The 20044-nt window shown below is 56.2% G+C and carries 19 protein-coding genes and 1 riboswitch; of the genes, 11 read left to right on the top strand and 8 right to left on the bottom strand.

Annotation, left to right across the window (positions count from 1 at the left end; genetic code table 11):
- Nucleotides 1-218 precede the first annotated feature (218 nt).
- Nucleotides 219-1367 carry a mannitol-1-phosphate 5-dehydrogenase gene (locus HRQ60_RS10255; protein ID WP_172195715.1) on the top strand — a complete coding sequence of 383 codons (1149 nt, stop codon included), beginning with the start codon at nucleotides 219-221 and terminating at the stop codon, nucleotides 1365-1367.
- Between the two features lie 263 nt (nucleotides 1368-1630).
- On the opposite strand, the gene HRQ60_RS10250 is transcribed toward HRQ60_RS10255, so the two are convergent.
- Nucleotides 1631-2737 (bottom strand): metallophosphoesterase, encoded by a 1107-nt coding sequence (locus HRQ60_RS10250; protein WP_172195714.1) that lies wholly within the window; start codon nucleotides 2735-2737, stop codon nucleotides 1631-1633.
- A gap of 563 nt (nucleotides 2738-3300) precedes the next feature.
- Here HRQ60_RS10250 and HRQ60_RS10245 point away from each other — a divergent pair.
- Together HRQ60_RS10245 and nspC are read left to right on the top strand one after the other, a co-directional pair.
- A complete protein-coding gene (locus HRQ60_RS10245; protein WP_141448243.1) occupies nucleotides 3301-4500 on the top strand; it encodes a saccharopine dehydrogenase family protein in 1200 nt (399 codons plus the stop codon).
- A gap of 20 nt (nucleotides 4501-4520) precedes the next feature.
- Nucleotides 4521-5663 carry a carboxynorspermidine decarboxylase gene (gene nspC, locus HRQ60_RS10240; RefSeq protein WP_172195713.1) on the top strand — a complete coding sequence of 381 codons (1143 nt, stop codon included), beginning with the start codon at nucleotides 4521-4523 and terminating at the stop codon, nucleotides 5661-5663.
- Between the two features lie 64 nt (nucleotides 5664-5727).
- On the opposite strand, the gene HRQ60_RS10235 is transcribed toward nspC, so the two are convergent.
- On the bottom strand, nucleotides 5728-6516 hold the full coding sequence (locus HRQ60_RS10235; RefSeq protein WP_172195712.1) for a copper amine oxidase N-terminal domain-containing protein: 789 nt from the start codon (nucleotides 6514-6516) through the stop codon (nucleotides 5728-5730).
- Between the two features lie 245 nt (nucleotides 6517-6761).
- Between HRQ60_RS10235 and HRQ60_RS10230 the strand changes: the two genes are divergently transcribed.
- The gene (locus HRQ60_RS10230; RefSeq protein WP_172195711.1) at nucleotides 6762-7124 is read left to right on the top strand and encodes a hypothetical protein; all 363 of its coding nucleotides are present in this window, start codon (nucleotides 6762-6764) and stop codon (nucleotides 7122-7124) included.
- A 58-nt stretch (nucleotides 7125-7182) separates the two neighbouring features.
- Here the strand turns inward: HRQ60_RS10230 and HRQ60_RS10225 are convergent, their stop codons facing one another.
- From HRQ60_RS10225 to HRQ60_RS10215, 3 genes are all read right to left on the bottom strand, one after another.
- Nucleotides 7183-7683, bottom strand: a complete 501-nt coding sequence (locus HRQ60_RS10225; RefSeq protein WP_172195710.1) for a glycosyl-4,4'-diaponeurosporenoate acyltransferase CrtO family protein — start codon at nucleotides 7681-7683, stop codon at nucleotides 7183-7185.
- Nucleotides 7684-7861: 178 nt separating this feature from the next.
- Complete coding sequence (locus HRQ60_RS10220) at nucleotides 7862-8392, bottom strand: transcription repressor NadR (RefSeq protein WP_172195709.1); 531 nt, start codon at nucleotides 8390-8392, stop codon at nucleotides 7862-7864.
- Nucleotides 8393-8398: 6 nt separating this feature from the next.
- The gene (locus HRQ60_RS10215; RefSeq protein WP_172195708.1) at nucleotides 8399-9559 is read right to left on the bottom strand and encodes an IscS subfamily cysteine desulfurase; all 1161 of its coding nucleotides are present in this window, start codon (nucleotides 9557-9559) and stop codon (nucleotides 8399-8401) included.
- A 136-nt stretch (nucleotides 9560-9695) separates the two neighbouring features.
- Between HRQ60_RS10215 and nadB the strand changes: the two genes are divergently transcribed.
- Genes nadB through nadA form a run of 3 tightly spaced genes read left to right on the top strand, consistent with a single transcriptional unit; the run spans nucleotide 9696 to nucleotide 13245 of the window.
- Nucleotides 9696-11288: an L-aspartate oxidase gene (gene nadB, locus HRQ60_RS10210; protein WP_172195707.1), complete on the top strand. Its 1593-nt coding sequence runs from the start codon at nucleotides 9696-9698 to the stop codon at nucleotides 11286-11288.
- Nucleotides 11270-12160 carry a carboxylating nicotinate-nucleotide diphosphorylase gene (nadC, locus tag HRQ60_RS10205; RefSeq protein ID WP_172195706.1) on the top strand — a complete coding sequence of 297 codons (891 nt, stop codon included), beginning with the start codon at nucleotides 11270-11272 and terminating at the stop codon, nucleotides 12158-12160. Before nadB ends, nadC begins: the two co-directional genes overlap by 19 nt.
- The gene (gene nadA / locus HRQ60_RS10200) at nucleotides 12139-13245 is read left to right on the top strand and encodes a quinolinate synthase NadA (RefSeq protein WP_172195705.1); all 1107 of its coding nucleotides are present in this window, start codon (nucleotides 12139-12141) and stop codon (nucleotides 13243-13245) included. Before nadC ends, nadA begins: the two co-directional genes overlap by 22 nt.
- A 131-nt stretch (nucleotides 13246-13376) precedes the next feature.
- Here nadA and HRQ60_RS10195 read toward each other — a convergent pair whose 3' ends face one another.
- The 3 genes from HRQ60_RS10195 to HRQ60_RS10185 form a co-directional block, all read right to left on the bottom strand.
- Complete coding sequence (locus HRQ60_RS10195; protein WP_172195704.1) at nucleotides 13377-14189, bottom strand: undecaprenyl-diphosphate phosphatase; 813 nt, start codon at nucleotides 14187-14189, stop codon at nucleotides 13377-13379.
- Between the two features lie 265 nt (nucleotides 14190-14454).
- Entirely contained in the window at nucleotides 14455-15495 is a 1041-nt protein-coding gene (locus tag HRQ60_RS10190) for an EAL domain-containing protein (protein ID WP_172195703.1), read from the bottom strand.
- Between the two features lie 261 nt (nucleotides 15496-15756).
- The gene (locus HRQ60_RS10185) at nucleotides 15757-16173 is read right to left on the bottom strand and encodes a pyridoxamine 5'-phosphate oxidase family protein (protein WP_172195702.1); all 417 of its coding nucleotides are present in this window, start codon (nucleotides 16171-16173) and stop codon (nucleotides 15757-15759) included.
- Nucleotides 16174-16351: 178 nt separating this feature from the next.
- Nucleotides 16352-16465, top strand: a riboswitch (TPP riboswitch).
- Between the two features lie 127 nt (nucleotides 16466-16592).
- Here HRQ60_RS10185 and HRQ60_RS10180 point away from each other — a divergent pair.
- The 4 genes from HRQ60_RS10180 (at nucleotide 16593) to HRQ60_RS10165 (ending at nucleotide 19779) form a co-directional block, all read left to right on the top strand.
- Nucleotides 16593-17654 (top strand): ABC transporter substrate-binding protein, encoded by a 1062-nt coding sequence (locus tag HRQ60_RS10180; protein ID WP_246281259.1) that lies wholly within the window; start codon nucleotides 16593-16595, stop codon nucleotides 17652-17654.
- Nucleotides 17655-17762: 108 nt separating this feature from the next.
- On the top strand, nucleotides 17763-18062 hold the full coding sequence (locus HRQ60_RS10175; RefSeq protein WP_172195701.1) for a thiamine-binding protein: 300 nt from the start codon (nucleotides 17763-17765) through the stop codon (nucleotides 18060-18062).
- Nucleotides 18059-18859, top strand: coding sequence for an ABC transporter permease (locus HRQ60_RS10170; protein ID WP_172195700.1), 801 nt, complete (start codon nucleotides 18059-18061; stop codon nucleotides 18857-18859). The genes HRQ60_RS10175 and HRQ60_RS10170 overlap by 4 nt, the downstream gene beginning before the upstream one ends.
- Nucleotides 18856-19779 carry an ABC transporter ATP-binding protein gene (locus HRQ60_RS10165; RefSeq protein WP_246281258.1) on the top strand — a complete coding sequence of 308 codons (924 nt, stop codon included), beginning with the start codon at nucleotides 18856-18858 and terminating at the stop codon, nucleotides 19777-19779. The genes HRQ60_RS10170 and HRQ60_RS10165 overlap by 4 nt, the downstream gene beginning before the upstream one ends.
- Nucleotides 19780-20044 lie beyond the last annotated feature (265 nt).

Below are 20044 nucleotides of genomic sequence, written 5' to 3'. Positions count from 1 at the left end.
AGCTTCCCCCTCCCCTTGCTCCTTCTTTTTTAGCCCCCTCCCGTTTCCTTTGGGAAGAAATGGTTTGATGTGTTTTGAAGTGTTGAACTCTTTTTAGAAAAAACTTTTTCCACATCCCGGGTTCGAATATTTCGACTGGAGCGACTTTTGGCTTTCCGTAGGAAAACAACCTGAGCGACAGGCGAAATATTCGAACCCCCCACACGGAGGTATCACCCATGACCAAAAAAGCGATTCAATTCGGAGCGGGAAATATCGGACGCGGCTTCATCGGAGCTCTGCTCGTCGAAGCCGGGTACGAACTCGTCTTTGCCGATGTCAACGAAGCCATGATCAACGAACTGAACGAAAAGCACGGCTATACGATCCAGATCCTCGATCTCGACAAGCGCGAGATTCCGGTGACCGGCGTGTCCGGCTGCCTGTCGAACAGCCCGGACATGTCCAAGCATATTGCCGAAGCCGAGATCATCACGACGGCCGTCGGCCCAAACGTGCTTAAATTCATTGCCGTCAACATTGCCGCAGGCCTCGAAGAACGCGTCAAATCCGGCGCGGGCGCGCTCAACATCATCGCCTGCGAGAACATGGTCGGGGCGAGTTCCCACCTCAAAGAGCAGGTCTACACGCATCTGTCCGACGATGCCAAAGCCTATGCGGACGAGCATGTCGGCTTCCCGAACTGTTCGGTCGACCGAATCGTGCCTCCGTTCAAAGGCAACAACCTGCTCGACGTAGGCGTGGAATCGTTCTTCGAATGGATCGTGGAAGAGCCGGCGTTTAAGGGCGGCGTGCCGACGATCGAAGGCATGAAGCTGACCGATACGCTGGTCGCTTACGTGCAGCGCAAGCTGTACACCCTGAACACGGGCCACGCGATCACCGCTTACCTCGGCTACCTCAAAGGACTGCCTACGGTCGACAAAGCGATCGAAGACGATTCTATCCGTGCGGTCGTGCGCGGCGCGATGGAAGAGAGCGGTGCGGCTCTGGTCAAAGAACACGGTTTTGACGCCGCCGAACATGCCAAATACATCGACAAGATCGAGAAACGCTTCCGCAATCCGTACCTCAACGACGATGTCAGCCGCGTGGGCCGCGAACCGCTGCGCAAGCTCGGACCGAACGACCGTCTGAGCGGCCCGGCGCGGATGGCGCTGAGCCTCGACCTGCCGATCGACAATCTGCTGACCGGTATCGCCGCCGCTCTGCATTACAACAACCCGGAAGACAAACAGTCTGTCGAACTTCAAGCTTCCATCGAGGAAAAAGGTCTGGAAGGCGCAATCGCCGAAGCGACCGGCTTCACCGAGGACAGCGGCGAGAATGCGAAGATCGCGGATGCTTACGAATCGCTGAAAAAGTAAATCGCTGGCAACAGGTTCGCTCTCCTATGCCGATGTCTGTGTTCGAGCTATGTTGGATAGTCCAATCCCATACATCCCTGGCACGGCAAAATAAACGTCAAAAACCCGGCTCTCGGAAGAGGCCGGGTTTTTGACGTTCAGACGGAGACGTTCAACGGATCGTTTTGCATTCTTCGATTTGTCGTCCACGATGTGCCTACTGAGGCAGTCGATCGATAACCCGCAGCCCGGCATACCAAGGATCGGCGGCTTCCCGTTCTTTTTTATTCAAAAGCCACGTTAATCACCGTAAGTTCCGACCGCGTACCCATCCGCATCGGAAGTCCCCAGAAGCCGTAGCCGGACGTCACGATCGAATCCATGTTACCTTTGCGCAGATAGCCCCAGTCGTTCTCGTAGATCCGGTTCGTGATAAAGTTCGCCGGGAAGATCTGGCCGCGGTGCGTATGGCCGGACACTTCAAGATCGATCCCCGCTTCCGCCGCCAGCTCTAGCTCGTACGGCTGATGGTCCAGCAGGACAAGCGGCGACGCCGGATCGGCCTGCGACGCAAGCTTCGCGACAGACAACCGGCTCGGGTCGGTGCGGTCTTTGCGTCCGATCAGGGTGACCGGCAGATTCTCCGAAATCACCTCGTCGTACATGAGAGTCATCCCGCTTTCTTCCAGCGTATCGATCAGCTCCGTATCGCCCGCTTCCAAGCGATCATGATTGCCAAGCGACGCATAGACCGGAGCTTGGATCCCTTTTAGAATCTCGGGAATGCCCTGTTTGACGTACTGGACAATATCGTCGTCGACCAGATCGCCCGGGAACAGCACCAGATCAGGCGATTGTTCGTTGATCAGACGCACCATCCGCTTGGCATGCCCCGGTCCGGATAACGCACCGAAGTGCATATCCGCCGCCATGACGATCTTCATCGACTTGCGCCCGTCCAGCGCCGGCTTCGCAATCTTCACGTCGTACGTGAGCACGACCGGGCTGTAGGCGCTGAACACGCCAAACGCGCCCAGCAGCACCGTCAAGGCCAGCGCCGCAGCCGATACGGAGCGGGTCAACTTGCGCCGGTCGATCCGGGTGAAGATTCGGAGCAGCACAACCGTCAAGTTCGTCAGCGGCAGGACAAGCACCATCAGATAGGCGAAGATCAACCAAATGCCCGCCGCCCAATGTGCCCAGGCATATTCGCTGAATACGAACCGGAAAATCATCGACCAGGCCGCGATCAGCAGTCCCGCCGACAAGACGACCAGCCACCTCCGCCGAACGTCCGGTCGGAACGCCTTGATCCCTTTCCATAGATTCCAACCGATATACAAAAGAAACCCGTGGTACACGAGCAAAGAAATGACAATGCGAATAAACAAACCTTCAGGCTCCTCTCCAACTCCCGCCAAGCCGCAGATCCCATCATCCGCACTCATACGTTTTCTTCTATTATACGAAGCCGCCGACCTTGAAGTCGAGCCGCGACAAAAAGACTGCCTCCAAACCTATATCGGTATTGGAGCAGTCTTTTCTTTTTAAATTTTCCCACAAATAAGCTTAACGTTTTCTCTGCCCAGCGTCTCTCGGGTCGGCCAACGTCCGCTTCCGTTCTCCGGCAGGTTGCCGCCCGGCGCATCCGGTTAATAAAGAGAAGAAACGCCCCTTCCGCTCCTGTAGGCCCGCTGCGCTCCGATACGGCTTCGAAATGGCCTGCTGCATGGACAAAACGGAGGAATAAGCCGGATTACGGAGGATTACTGTAAAAACTATGTTAAAATCCTAGGTTGATTCCGTAAAAAGCCGTTTTTTTCGTGTTTTTCTTGTGTTTTTGCGATATTATTTGTATAATCCTTCTTGTTGATTTTTTAACCAGCGTTTATTTCTTGAAGGTCAAAACAAACGGAACACTATCTTTTCAAACGGACTAAGGGGGGACTTGATTTTGGGAAAAGCATTGATTATCGGTGCCGGCGGCGTAGCAAGCGTTGTCGTGCATAAGTGTGTCCAGAATCCTGACGTATTTGAGGAAATTTGTATCGCGAGTCGCACGCTGTCGAAGTGTGAAGCTTTGAAGACCAAGTTGGACGGAGGACGCACGAAGATTTCCGTTGCGCAGGTCGACGCCGACCGTACGGAAGAAGTCGTGGAGCTGATCAAAAGCTTCGGGCCGGATATCGTAATCAACGTGGCGCTCCCTTATCAGGATCTGACCATCATGGATGCCTGCCTGGAGACGGGCGTGCATTACCTCGACACGGCCAACTACGAGCCGCTCGACAATCCGAAATTCGAATATAAATGGCAGTGGGCGTACCGCGAGAAGTTCGAGAAAGCCGGCCTTACGGCAGTTCTAGGCAGCGGCTTCGACCCGGGCGTAACCGGCGTATTCAGCGCTTACGCACTGAAGCATTACTTCGACGAGATCCACCAGATCGATATCGTGGACGCCAATGCCGGCGATCACGGCTATCCGTTCGCGACCAACTTCAACCCGGAGATCAATATCCGCGAGATCACGGCGAAGGGCCGCTACTGGGAAAACGGAGAATGGATCGAGACCGAACCTCTGACGGAGAAAAAAGTCTACGACCTGCCGGAAATCGGACCGAAAGACATCTACCTTCTGTATCATGAAGAGCTGGAGTCGCTCGCCGAGAATATGCCGGGCCTCAAAAAGATCCGCTTCTGGATGACGTTCTCGCAAAACTACCTGAACCACCTGAAGGTACTCGAGAACGTGGGCATGACTTCGATCGAACCGATCGACTTCGAAGGCCAAAAAATCGCGCCGCTTCAGTTCCTGAAAGCCGTTCTGCCGGACCCGGCTTCGCTCGGACCGAGAACGAAAGGCAAAACGAACATCGGCTGCATTTTCCAGGGCACCAAAAACGGAGAACCGAAAACGTACTACGTCTACAACGTATGCGATCACGAAGAATGCTACCGCGAAGTGGGTTCCCAGGCGATCTCCTACACAACCGGCGTGCCGGCGATGATCGGTGCCATGATGGTCCTCAAAGGCCTCTGGAAAAAACCGGGCGTCTACAACGTGGAAGAGTTCGATCCGGACCCGTTCATGGAAGAACTGAACAAACAGGGCCTGCCGTGGGTCGAGGATTTCTCGCCGACGCTGCTGGACTAAAAGGGGCTTAAGAAAACATCATGACAGATATCGATTTCAGCGCCGTCCCTTCTCCCTGCTACGTCGTGGACGAGCGTCTGCTCACCAAGAACCTTGAACTGCTCGGCTCCGTGCAGGCACGTACCGGCGCCAAGATCCTGCTCGCCCAGAAAGGATTCTCCATGTTCGCGGAGTATCCCCTGGTCGGCAAGTATCTGGCGGGCGTCACGTCCAGCTCGCTGTTCGAAGCGCGTCTCGGCTACGAGAAAATGGGCAAGGAAGTGCACGTATACGCGCCGGCTTACGTCGATCGCGAGTTCGACGAACTGCTGAGCTATACCGATCACATCGTGTTCAACTCGTTTGCGCAGTGGCGCAAGTTCAAAGACAAAGTCCTGAACTACCCGGGCCGCAAGATCGAAGTAGGCCTGCGCATCAACCCGGAATATTCGGAGCTTGAAGTGCCGCTGTACGATCCGTGCTCGCCGTACTCCCGTATGGGCATTACGCTTGAGAACTTCGACGAGAGCGATCTGGAAGGCATCGACGGCCTGCATTTCCATACGATGTGCGAGCAGAACTCCGATACGCTGGAGAACACGCTCAAAGTCGTCGACGAGAAATTCGGACATGTCATCTCCAAGATGAAATGGCTGAACTTCGGCGGCGGCCACCATATCACGCGTCCCGACTACGACGTCGAGCGCCTGATCCGCTGCATCGAGTTCGCGCGCGATAAGTACGACGTGCAGGTCTACCTGGAGCCGGGCGAAGCGATCGCGCTGAACACCGGCTACCTGGTGGCGACCGTACTCGACACGATGAAGAACGGCATGGATATCGCCATTCTCGATACGTCGGCCGAGTGCCATATGCCGGACGTGCTGGCGATGCCGTACCGTCCGAGCATCGACGGCGCAGGCATGCCGGGCGAGAAAGCGATCACGTACCGTCTCGGCGGCATGACCTGCCTGGCCGGCGACGTGATCGGCGACTACTCGTTCGACCGTCCGCTCGAAATCGGCGACAAGCTGGTCTTCGGCGACATGGCACATTACACCATGGTCAAGAACCATATGTTCAACGGCGTGAACCTGCCTTCGATCGCTTCGTACAGCGACGAGGAAGGGATCAAGGTGATCCGCGAGTTCAAGTTCGAGGATTATAGTTCGCGGTTGTCTTAAGCACGGCGATTGGCGAAATGGAAAGACCGACACCCTTCGGGGATGTCGGTCTTTTTTGTGTGGTTTATTTTAGTTCGCGTCCAACCGTAATCACGTAGTCCATATCTTCCGTTATACGACCTTGCACTTTCTTGCTAACGATGCCGCCCTTTTGTACTGCGTCTAAAGGAAGCGCGATTGGGCGATTATAAGGGTCTATAGAGAATTGTCCATTCCGATAATGAAAGAGAGGTTGAATATCCGTCTTGCCAGCAGCAATCGCATGACCCGATACGTTCAGAGCGTTGATCGTCATGTAATTCCCTTCGACCGAATACGATTGAATGACCAGCGCCTGTTCATCTTTCACGACCGGACCGTCCATGAGCATAAAGTCTTCAAAAGGTTCCCCTGCGATGACACGCTCATCCGACAATACAAGCTGCTGCCCCTCTTGATCCCAACGCCACTTCAGATCGGTCGCATCAAGGAAGAAGCGGATCGGAAGAAACATCGCTTGGCTTTTCAAAATAGGCGTCGTATCCATTTCTACCGTCTTTCCATCGATTCGAGCCATTTTGGAGCCGACCGTGATTTGGAACGTATGCCCGACCCACTCTACATCTGCGGTCTTAGACACCGAGTTGTATTTCACTTTTCCGCCTAACAAGTCTTCGATCGACCGGAGCGGCACCTGCACCCGATGCGCTTCGTCGGCAAACGGCGGGGCAGGTTGAGTATAGAGGATCGAATACTTTCCGACTTTCAAATAAACCGGTACAATATTAGCAGCCTCGGCAGTAGAAGTTACGGGGCTGAATGTGCTAAATAACATAGCCCCTAAGAGGCCGGCAATTATCGATTTGATTTTCATAAGTATCCTGACCTTTCGATAAACTATTATCTATAGATTGATACTACTGCACCATTTCTGTGGATATAAGGAAGAGTATTATCAATTGTACCGTAACATTTATTGTTTTTCCATTCTTTGTATTCCGAGTAACTTCCCCAAGCGTTAATAACTTCAGTGGCTCAAACTACAAGATAGGCCGTGTAAGATGAACTTGAGAAGGCTTTTTTCAAATAGAATTGGACATATACGAAAGGAATGAAAATATGAAGTCTATTAAACGGTCACCAAAACTAACATCCTTACTCTTCTTATTTTTGTCACTCCTAAGTGTATTAAGTGCATGCAGTCCATCCAAGAACAGCGAGGCATCTTATGGAGCCATTATCCTGTATGAAGACACACGCTATCGCGGACATGAAGCGCTCAAAATATCAAAAGAAAACTTAACAAAAATAGGGGAAATATCAAAACGAGTGTCTGCTGATACTTCACCTACGGAAAATCTTTCTTCTAATGCTCTTGATGAGGGAACCGAGGTTTTTCAAGACGATTCCGGAAACCTGTTTGTGAATTATCCCGGCGGAGATTATCAGATATTCAAAAAAGACAATATTCCAAAGAATTGAACCGGAAATATCGACATCTCTTGTCAGGTTAACCCTCGGAACCGGTTCGGCGGTTATTTTATACGTCTTGAAATTCCCTGCTCTTGCGTGCTAACCGTGCTCTCAAACGAACCAGCCGCGGTCTGTTATACCTCTGAATCAAACAAAACGGGATCTGAACGATCACGTTCACGATCGCGCAAATCAAGAACACAAGCGCATACTCGCTAGGATTGATCCAGATGCAGGCAAAACCCAGAATCGCCATGCATAAATGTCCAACTTCCCCATACTTCGTTTCCAAAATGAATTTATCCGCATACTCCGCCGTAAGTTTCTCGTTGAGATTTTTCTTTTGGAATTTCCATAACCCTCCGGCTTCCGGAAGCTTGTGTTTCCACCGGTCGAGCCGGATTTTTTTGTAGACATTTTTCTCAAAAGAACGTTCCGAGAAGAACCAATCATTCCCCTCATACCAGGACTTGGGCAGGAACCGAACCGCATGGGCTGTCCCCAGGCAGCAGACCAGCCAAAACGCCGTATTGATCACGATCATCCCTACAATAAACCCGCTATTCATTTTACACCGTCCTTAGTTGAGCAAGCCGGACTTCCCTATTGATCATACACGGCTCCGCGCCTATTGAAAAACCCCTATTCTTCATAAAGAAGAACAGGGGTCTTGGGTCGGCTGCCGCCCGGGCTTACGGGCCGCAATCGCCGATTTGATTCTGATCCGATCCTGCCGCTTTCCCTACTCAGTCCTCGATCAAAAATCCCGCTTTTCTCAAGGCTTCGCACGCTTTGTCGATCCGGACCGTATCGGGTGCGGAGATCGTATGCAGATGAACGCCGTCCGTCAATTCCGACAAATAAGATGCTCCCGTTGAAGTGATTTTTTCGATAAATTCATACACTTCGCTTCGCGTGCCAACCCGGATCAGCGCCGTTAATTCGCCGTATACCGGATGCTCGATAATCACGTCGTCGACGCTGACCCCGTAATCCACGAGCAGCAGCAGTTCTTCTTCCGTGCGCGAGCGGTCGTGTCTGCAGGCTACGATTCGCCGGGCGTTCGGTTCGTCGCTTGGCTTCAGATACACGTATCCCTGACTGGTCGCCAGAATCGCATGATTGCGGGCTTTGAGCAGCGTCACGTCCTGAACAATGACCTGTCTGGAGACGGAAGCTCTTCGAGCCAGCTCGCTTCCGGTCAGCGGAGAAGATGCTTTGAGCCATTCCAGCAGCTTCTCACGCCGCTGTTCGCCCGTTAATTTGATTTCTTCCATAGGAATTCACAAGAAACTCCCTTCTTTTTTGGTTTGCTCCAGTTCGTGCAGGGTCTGCACCAAAAGGTCCAGATGCTGCGTCGTCGTATCGGGGCCGAATGAAATCCGGAAAAACGAATGGCCTTCCCCTTCCGACAATCCCAGCGAGACCAGCGTATCCGGAACGGTGTGATGCCCCGAAGAACAGGCGCTCCCTGTCGAGATGCAGATGCCTTTTCGATTGCATTCCAGCATAACATACTGCCCTTCGTATCCCAAGCCGGCGCAGCCTGCGATATGGGGCAGCACATTCACTTCTCCTCCCGGCAGCCGGTCAACCACCAGGTAGGCGGACAGGCCGCAAGCCTGGAACTGCTGCTTCAGATGCTGCCTCAGGCGGCGATACTGCTGCGTCCGCTCTTCCCGCTGCCCGCATGTGTAGACGGCAGCGGCGGCAAAAGCGGCAATGCCCGGCACATTGACCGTGCCCGGCCGGAAGCCGCTCTCATGCAGCGTCCCCGGATACAGCGGAGCAAACGGCACGCCGGGGCGGATATAGACCGCGCCTACGCCTTTGGGTCCCTGTACTTTGTGGGCCGAGACAGACAGGGCATCCACCTCCAGCTCCCGGACGGAGAAGCCGATTTTCCCAAAAGACTGTACGGCATCGCTATGCAGGAGAATACCCCGTTCATGCAAAAAAGCGCCGATCGCAGGCAGATCCTGCACAAGTCCCGTTTCCGAATTGGCGTGCTGCACCGAGACCAGACCGGTACCGGGCCGAAGCAGCGGCTCGATCTGCCCGGGACCGATCCGTCCCGACGCATCCGGCGCAATCACTTCGACCTCGTATCCGAGCGGGACCAGTCCGGCAGCCGCGAGCTTGACCGAATGATGTTCCAGCGCGGAGATCAGAATATGTCGGCGGCCCGGCGGCAGCGCCCCGGCCAACGACTGAATCGCCAGGATATTCGACTCCGTGCCGCCGCCCGTGAAGAACAGGCCGTCCGGGTGCCCACCGATCAATCCGGCCACGAATTCCCGGCTTCGTTCCACGATATGGGCAGCGCGCCCTCCCCCGTCATGCAGACTGCTTGCGTTCGCATATACATCCCGGCTCATGGTCATTAATGTTTGTAAAGCTTCCTCGCACAGAGGCGAAGACGCCGCGTAATCCAAATAAATCATTCCTAACCTCTTTTCCGGCATAAATCCAGCGATTTATGAAAATGGACTTGAGTTTAGTTTATGTTTATGTAAATATAGGTGTCAAGACACCTGCAATTAAACTTGTAAACATTCTACGAAAGTGAGGGGATCGACCTTGTCCAAGCCATCCGTACTGATTGTCGGAGCCGGAGCGGCAGCCCTCTCGCTGATCGACGCACTGCCCGCAGGCTGCCGGGTACAGCTTCTGACCAAAGATTCGGTCCGGGGCGGCAACTCCATGTTCGCCCAGGGCGGTATCGCCGCCGTCCGTCTGCCGGAAGATTCGGTCGACTCGCATGTGCAGGATACGCTGACGGCCGGAGACGGTCACAGCGATTCCGCTCTCGCGGCGGAGCTGCTGTCCGAAGGCAGCCGCCTGATCGGGCAGTTGGCGCAGGGCGGATTTCCTTTCGACCGCGATGCCCGGAACCGGATCCGGCTCGGCCTGGAAGGAGCGCACTCGTTCCACCGGATCTTTCATGCGGGCGGAGATGCCACCGGCCGGGTGCTGATGGAATACCTGCTGACCCGAACCGCCGGACGCGCTTCGGTCGTCGAGCAGGCAACCGCGTTGAAGCTTATCGTCGAAGAAGGCCGCTGCACCGGGGTTCTGGCTCTGCACGAAGGCCGACTGACCGAGTTTCGGGCGGACGCGATCGTGCTGGCAAGCGGCGGATGCGGCAGTCTGTATGCCCATTACACCGGCAGCTCCGGGATCACGGGAGACGGTCTGATGCTGGCTTACGAAGCGGGAGCCGAATTGTGCGATCTGGAATTCATGCAGTTTCATCCGACCGTATTGGTGAAAAATGGCACAACCTACGGCTTGATCTCCGAGGCAGTCCGAGGGGAAGGCGGCGTACTGCGGGATGAAGACGACGTGCCGATCATGGCAGGCCGTCATCCGCTCGGCGATCTCGCGCCGCGGGATATTGTGGCCCGGGCGATTCACGAACAGATGCAGCGCGGCCGGAACGTCTATTTGGATATTCGCGGCTGCGAACATTTTCGCGAGCGGTTTCCGACCATTACCGGCATTCTGCAGCAGGCGGGCATCGACGTGGAATCCGGCCGGATTCCCGTCGTTCCCGGCATGCATTTCATGATGGGCGGAATCCAGGTCGATGCTTCGGGCGCTACCGGCGTTCCCGGCTTGTATGCGATCGGGGAAGCGGCCTGTACCGGCCTTCACGGAGCGAACCGACTGGCCAGCAATTCGCTGCTCGAAGCGCTGGTCGTCGGCCGCAGAGCGGCGCGGCACAGCTTCGACTATGCGATGCGGCCGCATGCCGGCGAAGCGCATCCGGTGCTAGAGAAGGCTCCGGCGGCCCGCTCGGAAGACGCGCTCGAAGTTCCGCGGGTCGCACTTGCCGAACTTCAGCGGCAGATGAGCCTGCATGCTTCGATCGTGCGCCATGCCGCAGGACTCGAACAGTTGGCACACTGGCTGCAGACCCTGCCGACCGACTTCGTGCCTCTCTCGGACCTCAGCCGCGAACAAGCGGAGTTGGCCCGTCTGTGGCAGCTTGCCCGGCTCGTCGTCCGCTCCGCCCTGCTGCGTACGGAGAGCCGAGGCGCCCATTATCGGGAAGATTATCCGGTACGGCTCGATCCCGAGTGGTCGGGTCGAACGATTACCCATACGCACAAGTCAGCCCCCATTTTGCAAAAAGAAAGGACAATCCGAGCATGCAGCGTATCGCTTTGAGAAAAATGCTGGAACATTTCTATATGGAGGATATCGGCAGCGGCGATCTCAGCGCGCAGCTGATCTCGGATTCCGGGCCGCAGCGGGCGATCATCCATGCCAAGCAGCACGGGATTCTGGCCGGCGTCGACGTCATTCGCGAAGCTTTTGCCCTGCTCGATCCGGAGATCCGCGTCACCCTGCTTAAGCAGGACGGAGATGCTATCGCACCCGGTGACACGATCGCCGCGCTCGAAGGCAGTCCGTCAAATCTGCTGACCGGGGAACGGGTCGCCTTGAATCTGCTGCAGCGGATGTCGGGTATCGCCACGGCGACCCGGCGGGCGATCGAGGCGCTAAACGATCCGTCCATTCGGATCTGCGATACCCGCAAGACGACACCCGGACTGCGCATGCTGGAAAAACACGCGGTCACTGCGGGCGGCGGCTATAACCACCGGTTCGGCTTGTACGACGGCATCATGATCAAGGACAACCATATCGCGGCGGAAGGCTCGATCGCGGCCGCCGTCGCCAAAGCCCAGGCGCGTCACGGTCATATGGTCAAAATCGAGGTCGAGATCGAAGACGAAGAACAGCTGCAGGAAGCGATTGCCGCCGGCGCGGATATCATCATGTTCGATAACTGCGACCCGGATACCGTCACCCGCTTTGCCCGTATCACGCCGCCTTCCATCATTACGGAGGCTTCCGGCGGCATCGATCTGAACACTCTGCATACGTACAGAGACTCGGGCGTCCATTATATTTCACTCGGATTCCTCACCCACTCGGCAGCGAGCCTCGACATCAGCATGGATATCATCCCGGATCCCGAACGTGGACCGACAGCGGAAAGGCAGGAGACTTCATGTCCATCTTTAACGAATTAATGCCTCAATATCAACTGATGCCCGATGCATACCGCGAGATTCCCATTGCGGAAATGGAACGCCGGGTTCGGGAGATCAAACAGAAATACGGCGACGAACTGCTCATTCCTGGGCATCATTATCAGCGCGACGAAGTCATTCAGTTTGCCGATGTGACCGGAGATTCGCTTGAGCTTGCCCGGCTGGCTTCCCTGAATACCAAGGCTCGTCATATCGTGTTCTGCGGCGTGCATTTTATGGCCGAGACGTGCGACATTCTGACCCAGGAACACCAGCATGTGATCCTGCCCGACCAGCGGGCCGGATGTTCCATGGCGGACATGGCGAATATCGTCCAGACCGAGCAAGCCTGGCGCCTGCTGACCGAACAGGTCGGCGATACGATCCTGCCGCTGACCTACGTCAACTCGACCGCCGAGATCAAAGCGTTCGTCGGACGCCACGGCGGCGCGACCGTCACGTCGTCCAATGCCCGCCAGGTCATCGAATGGGCCTTGAAGCAGCGCAAACGGATCTTGTTCCTGCCGGATCAGCATTTGGGACGCAATACCGCTTATCAGCTCGGGATTCCGCTGGACGAGATGGCGGTATGGGACCCTTATGCGCAGCGCCTGCTCACCGACAAAGACCCAGAGCAGATCCGGATCATCCTGTGGAAAGGCCACTGCTCGGTCCACGAGAAATTCACCACCGCGCAGATCGCGGACATGAAACGCCGAGACCCCGACATCCGCGTCATCGTGCATCCCGAATGTACGCATGACGTCGTGATCGCGGCAGACGATGCTGGTTCCACCAAATACATCATCGACCGGATCAACGAAGCGCCGGCCGGCACCAAATGGGCCGTCGGTACCGAGATGAACCTGGTCCGCCGCCTGGCCGCCCAGCACCCGAATCAACAAATCGTGTCGCTCAACCCAGACATGTGCCCGTGCCTGACCATGAACCGGATCGATCTGCCGCATCTGCTCTGGTCCCTGGAATGTATCGACCGCGGCGAAGCCACCGGCATCATCAAAGTCCCCGTAGCGATTGCCGAAGACGCCAAAGCGGCGCTGGAGCGGATGTTCGAGCATGTGTGAGACTTGAGAGTAAGAGCCTGACGGGTTATGCCGCCAGGCTTAGATTACCGCGACCGCGCCCGGGAAGGGCGCGCATCGCCGTAAACCCAAAAAGCGCGCTCCTCCATCCGGAGAAGCGCGCTTTTTAAATCCTACAAGAAGATCAACAACAAAATCCCGACCACAAAGCAGTAATAAGAGAAATACTTCAGATTGCCTTTGGCCATGATGCCCATAAACCACTTCATCGCGAAGTAGGTCACGATCAGGGTCGCAAAGAACGCAAGCACATAAGGCAGCAGCATGCCGGGGGCGTCGGACGCTTCGATGATGTCCGGCAGGCCCAGGACAATCGCGCCCAGACTGATCGGGATATAGAGCATAAACGAGAAGCGCAACGCCGTATCCTGCTTCATCCCCGTCGCGATCGACGCGATAACGGTCGAACCGGAGCGGCTGACGCCCGGGATCAGAGCCACCGCCTGCGCCAGACCGACCAGCAGGGCATCTCGGAATTTCAGATCCCCGTCCTGCTTGCGCCCGCGCATATTGCGGATCAGCCACAGCGCAAGGCCGGTGAACAGCAGGGCAATCGCAACCGTCTTGACGGAGGAGAACGTGGCTTCGATCCAGTCTTTGAACAGCAGGCCGATCACGACTGCCGGGATCGTACCGATCACGACATACAAGGCGAACATAAAATCTGATTTGTAGGCCGCGTCCCGGGTGCGCATATACGTCCAGCTTCCCCTAATCAGTCTCCCGATGTCATGCCGGTAAATAAACATAATCGCGATCAGCGAGGCCGTATTCGTCAAGATTTCAAACGTCAGGCCCGCCTGGTCCACGCCGAGCAGACGCTGCGCAACGATGAGATGACCGCTGGACGAGACGGGGATCGGTTCGGTCGCCCCCTGTACGATGCCCAGAATCAGGTACTTCAGCCACAGCCAGGTTTCTTCCATTTCTCTCCCACTTTCTTCTATGTATACTTGTGCTCGCTTCCAGGCACCGGCAGGCCGGCGCCGCGCACATCTTCCCAATTTACCATAAACGCCTTACCGGTGTGAAATTCGCAGGAGATACCGGTACGGAAACGGCAGCCTTGTTCCGGGATCCAAGCGCACAGCCAAAAGGCGGACCCGCAAAAAAGCGGATCCGCCTGCACTCAAATAGGGAGAAGCCCCGATTGCAGGCTTCTCCGGCATAACCTCTTCTATCCGGCGAAGATTAACCGATCGCGATCGGCTCGGCGGATGGACGACCGAACAAATACCCCTGCGCAAGCGAGATTCCCCGGCTGCGGCAGAACTCGTACTCTTCGCGCCGTTCGACGCCTTCCGCCAGAACCACCCCGCCAAAGCCCGCAGAGATCGCCACGATCTCTTCGATCCGGCGCTGTTTGTCGGAAGATTCGTCGCAGCGGTCGATCAGTCCCCGGTCGATTTTGACGAAATCCGGTTTCAGGTTGGCCAGGACTTCCGGCGTCGAATAGCCCGACCCTACATCGTCCAGCGCCACTAATACGCCGCGCGACCGATAGACGTTGAAGATCCGCTGCAGATGCGGCATATCGCTGATCCGCTCCGTCTCCACCACTTCGAACACGAAATCCTGCGGGTCCAGTTCGTAACGCTGAATAGCGGCGAACGTATGCTTCAGGCAGTAATCGGGATTGTAGATCGAAGACGGCAGGAAGTTGATAAACCGTTTGACGCCTCTTGGCAGGACTTCCGCGCTTCGGCGAATCGCCGCAATCCGCGCCGCCCGGTCGAGGAACGAATGCATGCCGGTACGCCGGGCGACGTCGAACAGCTCGAACGGGTTAAACGGTTCTTCGCCGGGAGCGGCGCGCAGCAGGAACTCATACGCGACAATCGATTCCCGATCATTGACGATCGGCTGCATGAAGCTCGTAAATCTTTCCTGCGTGATGATACTTACCATATCCATATTCTGAAAACGCGCGGCAATCTGGGAGAAAGGCAGCCAAGGAAGCATCATCGGAGAATCTTGTTCCCCGCAGATCTTCACCTGCAGCGGATCGGTCCACTCAACGGGCAGGCTGTTCAGCCATTCCGCCATCTCCAGAAACTGCTCTTTGCTCGTATATGAAAAAAAGAGAACGCCGCTCTCATAGCCGTTTCGCCCTGTTTTCCAATTGCGATCTTCCACAAGCCGATTTAGCATATCCGTCACGGGACGCAAATAAACGGTTCCCCAATCTTCGATGGGTCTTACCGGCTGACAGCTGCTGCATATATGCTCCATATTGAAGGAACCCCCCAAACTTGTAATGATGACTGCTCCACTCCGACAAAAAAACCGGTCCATTCAACCTAGACAGCAAGCTGAATAATCTTCTCCTATTACCCAACTTCCCTCTACTAGAATCGGGTTCTTTCGGCTTATATTTTAGTGTTTTCTTTACTTTCAAGATGAATCGATCCTATTTTTATACGAAAAAGCCCCAAACCGGCAGTTTGGCACCGGTTTGGGGCTTGAAGAAACGAAGGCGATAGCAGGAAAAAATTAAGCTTCCCATACCTCGACTTCATGTTTGCTTTTGGCATATTCGGCACGCGAAGGCGTGATTTTGATGATGACATAGTTCGGATCGTCCGGTCCTTCGAGCCACTGCTCGAATGTATCGTGCCACAGCTTTTTGCGCAGTTCTTCGTCACGCGTGATTTCGGCTGTACCTTCGACTTGGACTTCGTCCTGCGTACCGCCTTGTTCAAAACCGAGCAGGAGCGCCACATTCGGGTTCTGTTCCAGTTCTTCGACCTTGTGGGTCTTGGCGCTTGTCACCAGATAGATCGTCATTCCTTCATTAAATACGGTCATGTAACGCACTTTCGGACGGCCGCCTTCGACCGTGGCGAAAGACCCGAAACGGTTGCGTTCCAAAGTTTCCGTGATTTTCTGTTCCAGCTGTTGTTGGTCCATGGTGTAAAGCCTCCTAAGTTAGATGAAATGAGTGCGAGGAACATAGCGCATCGCGCGTCTCTCTATTAGTAAGTACCCGAATAGACGAAAGTGAACCGGAAGTCTGTCGATCCTCCGCCTTCGCTGGACAGTCTTTCTTTTAAGAGCTATAATGACTCCGATAGCAGCCCGAAAATTTCATAACCCCGGGGGGTGCCGGAAGCAAGGCCGGCTGAGAGTGTGTCCCAAGCAGACACTGACCCTTAGACCTGATCTGGGTAATGCCAGCGTAGGAACGTTTAAGCGGATTTGACCTGCCGAGGTTTTCGGACAGGCCCGCAGTGATATCGACGTGACGCGTCCCGGATCCCGGGACGCTTTTTTGTTGTTCCGGCGGGTATGAAGCAGCGGACAAACCACTTGAAGGAGACAGAGAAATAATGGGCACACACAAGGGGATCGGAAAAAGAATGAAGTGGACGGCTCCGCTGGCGGCACTGCTGCTGGCGCTGACCGCCTGCTCGGGCGGTTCCGGCGGTACGGCCCCGGCCGCAACCGGCGACTCGAACGAAGCGGCCGGCGAAACGCAGAAGCTGCGCGACGTAAGCGTGGTGCTGGACTGGACGCCGAACACCAACCACACCGGCCTGTATGCCGCGGTGGATCAAGGTTTTTACGAACAAGAAGGCCTGAACGTCACGATCCTGCAGCCGGGCGCCGGCGGAGCGGACCAGATGGTGGCTTCGGGCGAAGTGCCGTTTGGCGTCAGCTATCAGGAGAGCATCACGCAGGCACGCGTGCAGGGCGTTCCGCTCGTCTCGCTTGCCGCGGTCATCCAGCATAATACATCCGGCTTCGCCGCTCCGGCCGACCGCAAGATCAAGACGCCCAAAGACTTCGAAGGCAAACGCTACGGCGGTTGGGGTTCTCCGGTCGAAGAAGCGGTCATGAAATCGATTATGGATCAGGAAGGCGCCAACGTATCCAAAGTGGAAAATATCAATATGGGCGACGCCGATTTCTTCACCGCGGTCAAACGCGATATCGATTTTGCCTGGATCTTCTACGCCTGGACAGGCATCGAAGCGGAACTTCGGGGCGAGCCGATCGACATGCTGTACGTCAAAGACTACTCCGACAGCCTCGACTATTACACACCGGTGATCGCCACGAACGAGAAACAGATCGCGGACGATCCAGAGCTGGTCAAATCGTTTATGAAAGCGACCAGCGAAGGGTACGAATACGCGATCGAGCATCCGGCGGAAGCGGCGGAGATTCTGGTCAAGGCCGTTCCCGACCTGGATCCGAAGCTCGTCAAAGCCAGTCAGGAATGGCTCAGCCCGAAATATCAAGACGACGCGGCCCAGTGGGGCATGCAGAAACCCGAGGTCTGGAAGAACTACGGCGAGTGGATGAGTTCGCAGAAGCTGCTTGAAGGCGAATTCGACTCCACCAAAGCGTTTACCAACGACTATCTGCCTACGGCCGACGCCAAGTAACCAAGTCAAGCTCGCACTGCCCGTATACACAATTTTATGTTACCGCGGCCGCTTTTTCCGTACGGATCGCGCGGCCCTATTTCTTTTCACAGAGAGGAACCTCAGACCATGGCCACGACTTTGCTCAGTATTCAGGTTATTCCCAAGACGCCCAGCGGCGAAGATTCTATTCCTTACGTAGACAAAGCGATCGAAGTCATCCAGCGCTCCGGCGTCAAATACGAAGTCCATGCGCTGGAAACGACCCTCGAAGGCGAACTGCCGGAACTGCTCGAGATCGTACGGCAGATGCATGACGCGCTGACCGAAGCCGGTGCGCCAAGCGTGATCTCCCAGATCAAGATCGCACATTATCCGACTCCGGACGGCATCAGCATGGAACGTCTGACCGCCAAATACCGTCCATGAGCCTGCGCTCGACGTTAGCTCAATGGTTCCGCTCCGCGTGGCCGCCCTTCGTGGCGGTCCTCTTGTTTTTGGCGCTGTGGGAGTCGGCGGTCCGCTTCTTCGCGATCGAAGCCTGGATTCTGCCGTCCCCGTCGATCATTGCCGGTGAAGCGGCGCGCAGCGCGGACTCGCTCCGGATGCATACCCTGTCCACGCTCAAGCTTACGCTGATCGGATTCGCAATCGGCTCGGCGTTCGGACTGCTGGTCGCCTGCCTGCTGCATCTCGTTCCGCTGCTCCGTTCGGCGCTCTATCCGCTGCTGATCCTGAGCCAGAATGTGCCGACGATCGCGCTTGCGCCGCTGCTCATGATCTGGTTCGGGTTCGGCCTGCTGCCGAAGATCATCGTCATTACGCTGGTCTGCTTCTTCCCCGTTGCCGTCTCGACGATGGACGGATTCGCGCAGACCGACCGGACCATGCTGAATTACATGCGTATGATCGGAGCGAAACGGGGACAGATTTTCCGCAAACTGGAGTTCCCCCACGCCCTGCCTTCCCTGTTCTCGGGACTGCGCATCGCGGCGACGTACAGCGTCATGGGCGCCGTCATCGCGGAATGGATCGGGGCCCAGAAAGGCATCGGCTACTATATGATTCTGCAAAAATCGGCGTTCCGCACCGACCGCATCTTCGCTGCGATCGTCATTATCGTCGCGCTCAGCCTGCTGCTGTTCCTGCTGGTCACGCTGATCGAGCGGCTGGTCGTGCGCGGAGGACGGCGAAGCGGGAACGCGGAAGGAGGCGAAACGAAATGAGTGAACGGGAAAAAGAAAGCGGACGGGCGGCGGAAGACCGTCTGGGCGGCAGATCGCCTGTAAGCGCGGCAAGCGGCGGTACGGCAGCCGGCCTAGCGGCAGATTCCGCAAGAACCGGCGCAGCGGACACGCCGGTCAAGCTGGCGCTGTCCGGCGTGCACAAGTCTTTCGGCAGCAAACGCCGACCGCTGCCGGTCATCGGCGGCGTCTCGCTCGAGGTACGCGAAGGCGAGTTCGTCAGCCTGATCGGACCGTCGGGTTCGGGCAAAAGCACGCTGTTTCACCTCATCGGCGGCCTGCTCCAGCCGGATGCCGGCGAGATCGCGCTGGATGGCCGCAGCATCGCCGGCGAACGCGGCCATATCGCTTATATGCCGCAGCAGCCCGCTCTGTTCCCGTGGCGTACGATCGAAGACAACGTGGCCTTGGACCGCGAAGTGAACGGAACGCCGCGCCGGGAGACGCTCGAAGAAGCGAGGCGCTGGATGGCGCGTGCCGGTCTGTCCGGCTTCGAGCAGGCGTACCCGCATACGCTGTCCGGCGGCATGCAGCAGCGCGCGGCATTCGTTCGTGCGCTGCTCAGCCCGCACGAGCTGATGTGCCTCGACGAACCGTTCAGCGCGCTCGACGCTTTTACCCGCAGCGAGATGCAGGCCTGGCTGCTCGATATCTGGGAAGAGACGCGGCGCTCCGTCCTGTTCGTCACCCACCATATCGAGGAAGCGCTGCTGCTGTCGGACACGATCTATGTGCTGTCCGGCCGCCCTTCCGCCGTCCTGCGGCGGATCGAAGTTCCTTTCCCGCGCCCGCGCCGCGAAGAAATCGCGGAATCGCCGGAATTCCTGGCCCTGCGCCGCGAACTGACCGGGCTGATGAAGGAAGAACAGCGTAAAATCCGGAGCGGAACTTTTGAAAGCTGAAGAAACCGAAAGCCACAGCTAAGAAGCTGCAGGCCGCAGGCTGTGGCTCAAGGGTATATTCTACACAGCACATAGCCTGGAACTCATAGCCCCAAGTCCGCAGCCCATAGCTGCCGGCTCAACAAAAGTGATCATTATGACCACATTTTGGCTGCAGAATCCGATTTTCCGACGAAATGTGGTCAAAATGACAACAAATTCAGGCATTTTCTCTTCTTTTGTCCCTTTTACGCGATAAATGTGTGCAGGATGATCACATTTTCGC

Origin of the sequence: Saccharibacillus qingshengii (assembly GCF_013185195.1) — a bacterium.
GTDB lineage: Bacteria > Bacillota > Bacilli > Paenibacillales > Paenibacillaceae > Saccharibacillus > Saccharibacillus qingshengii.
Note: the sequence above shows the minus strand (reverse complement) of the source record. Positions and strands in the feature narration are given on the sequence as shown.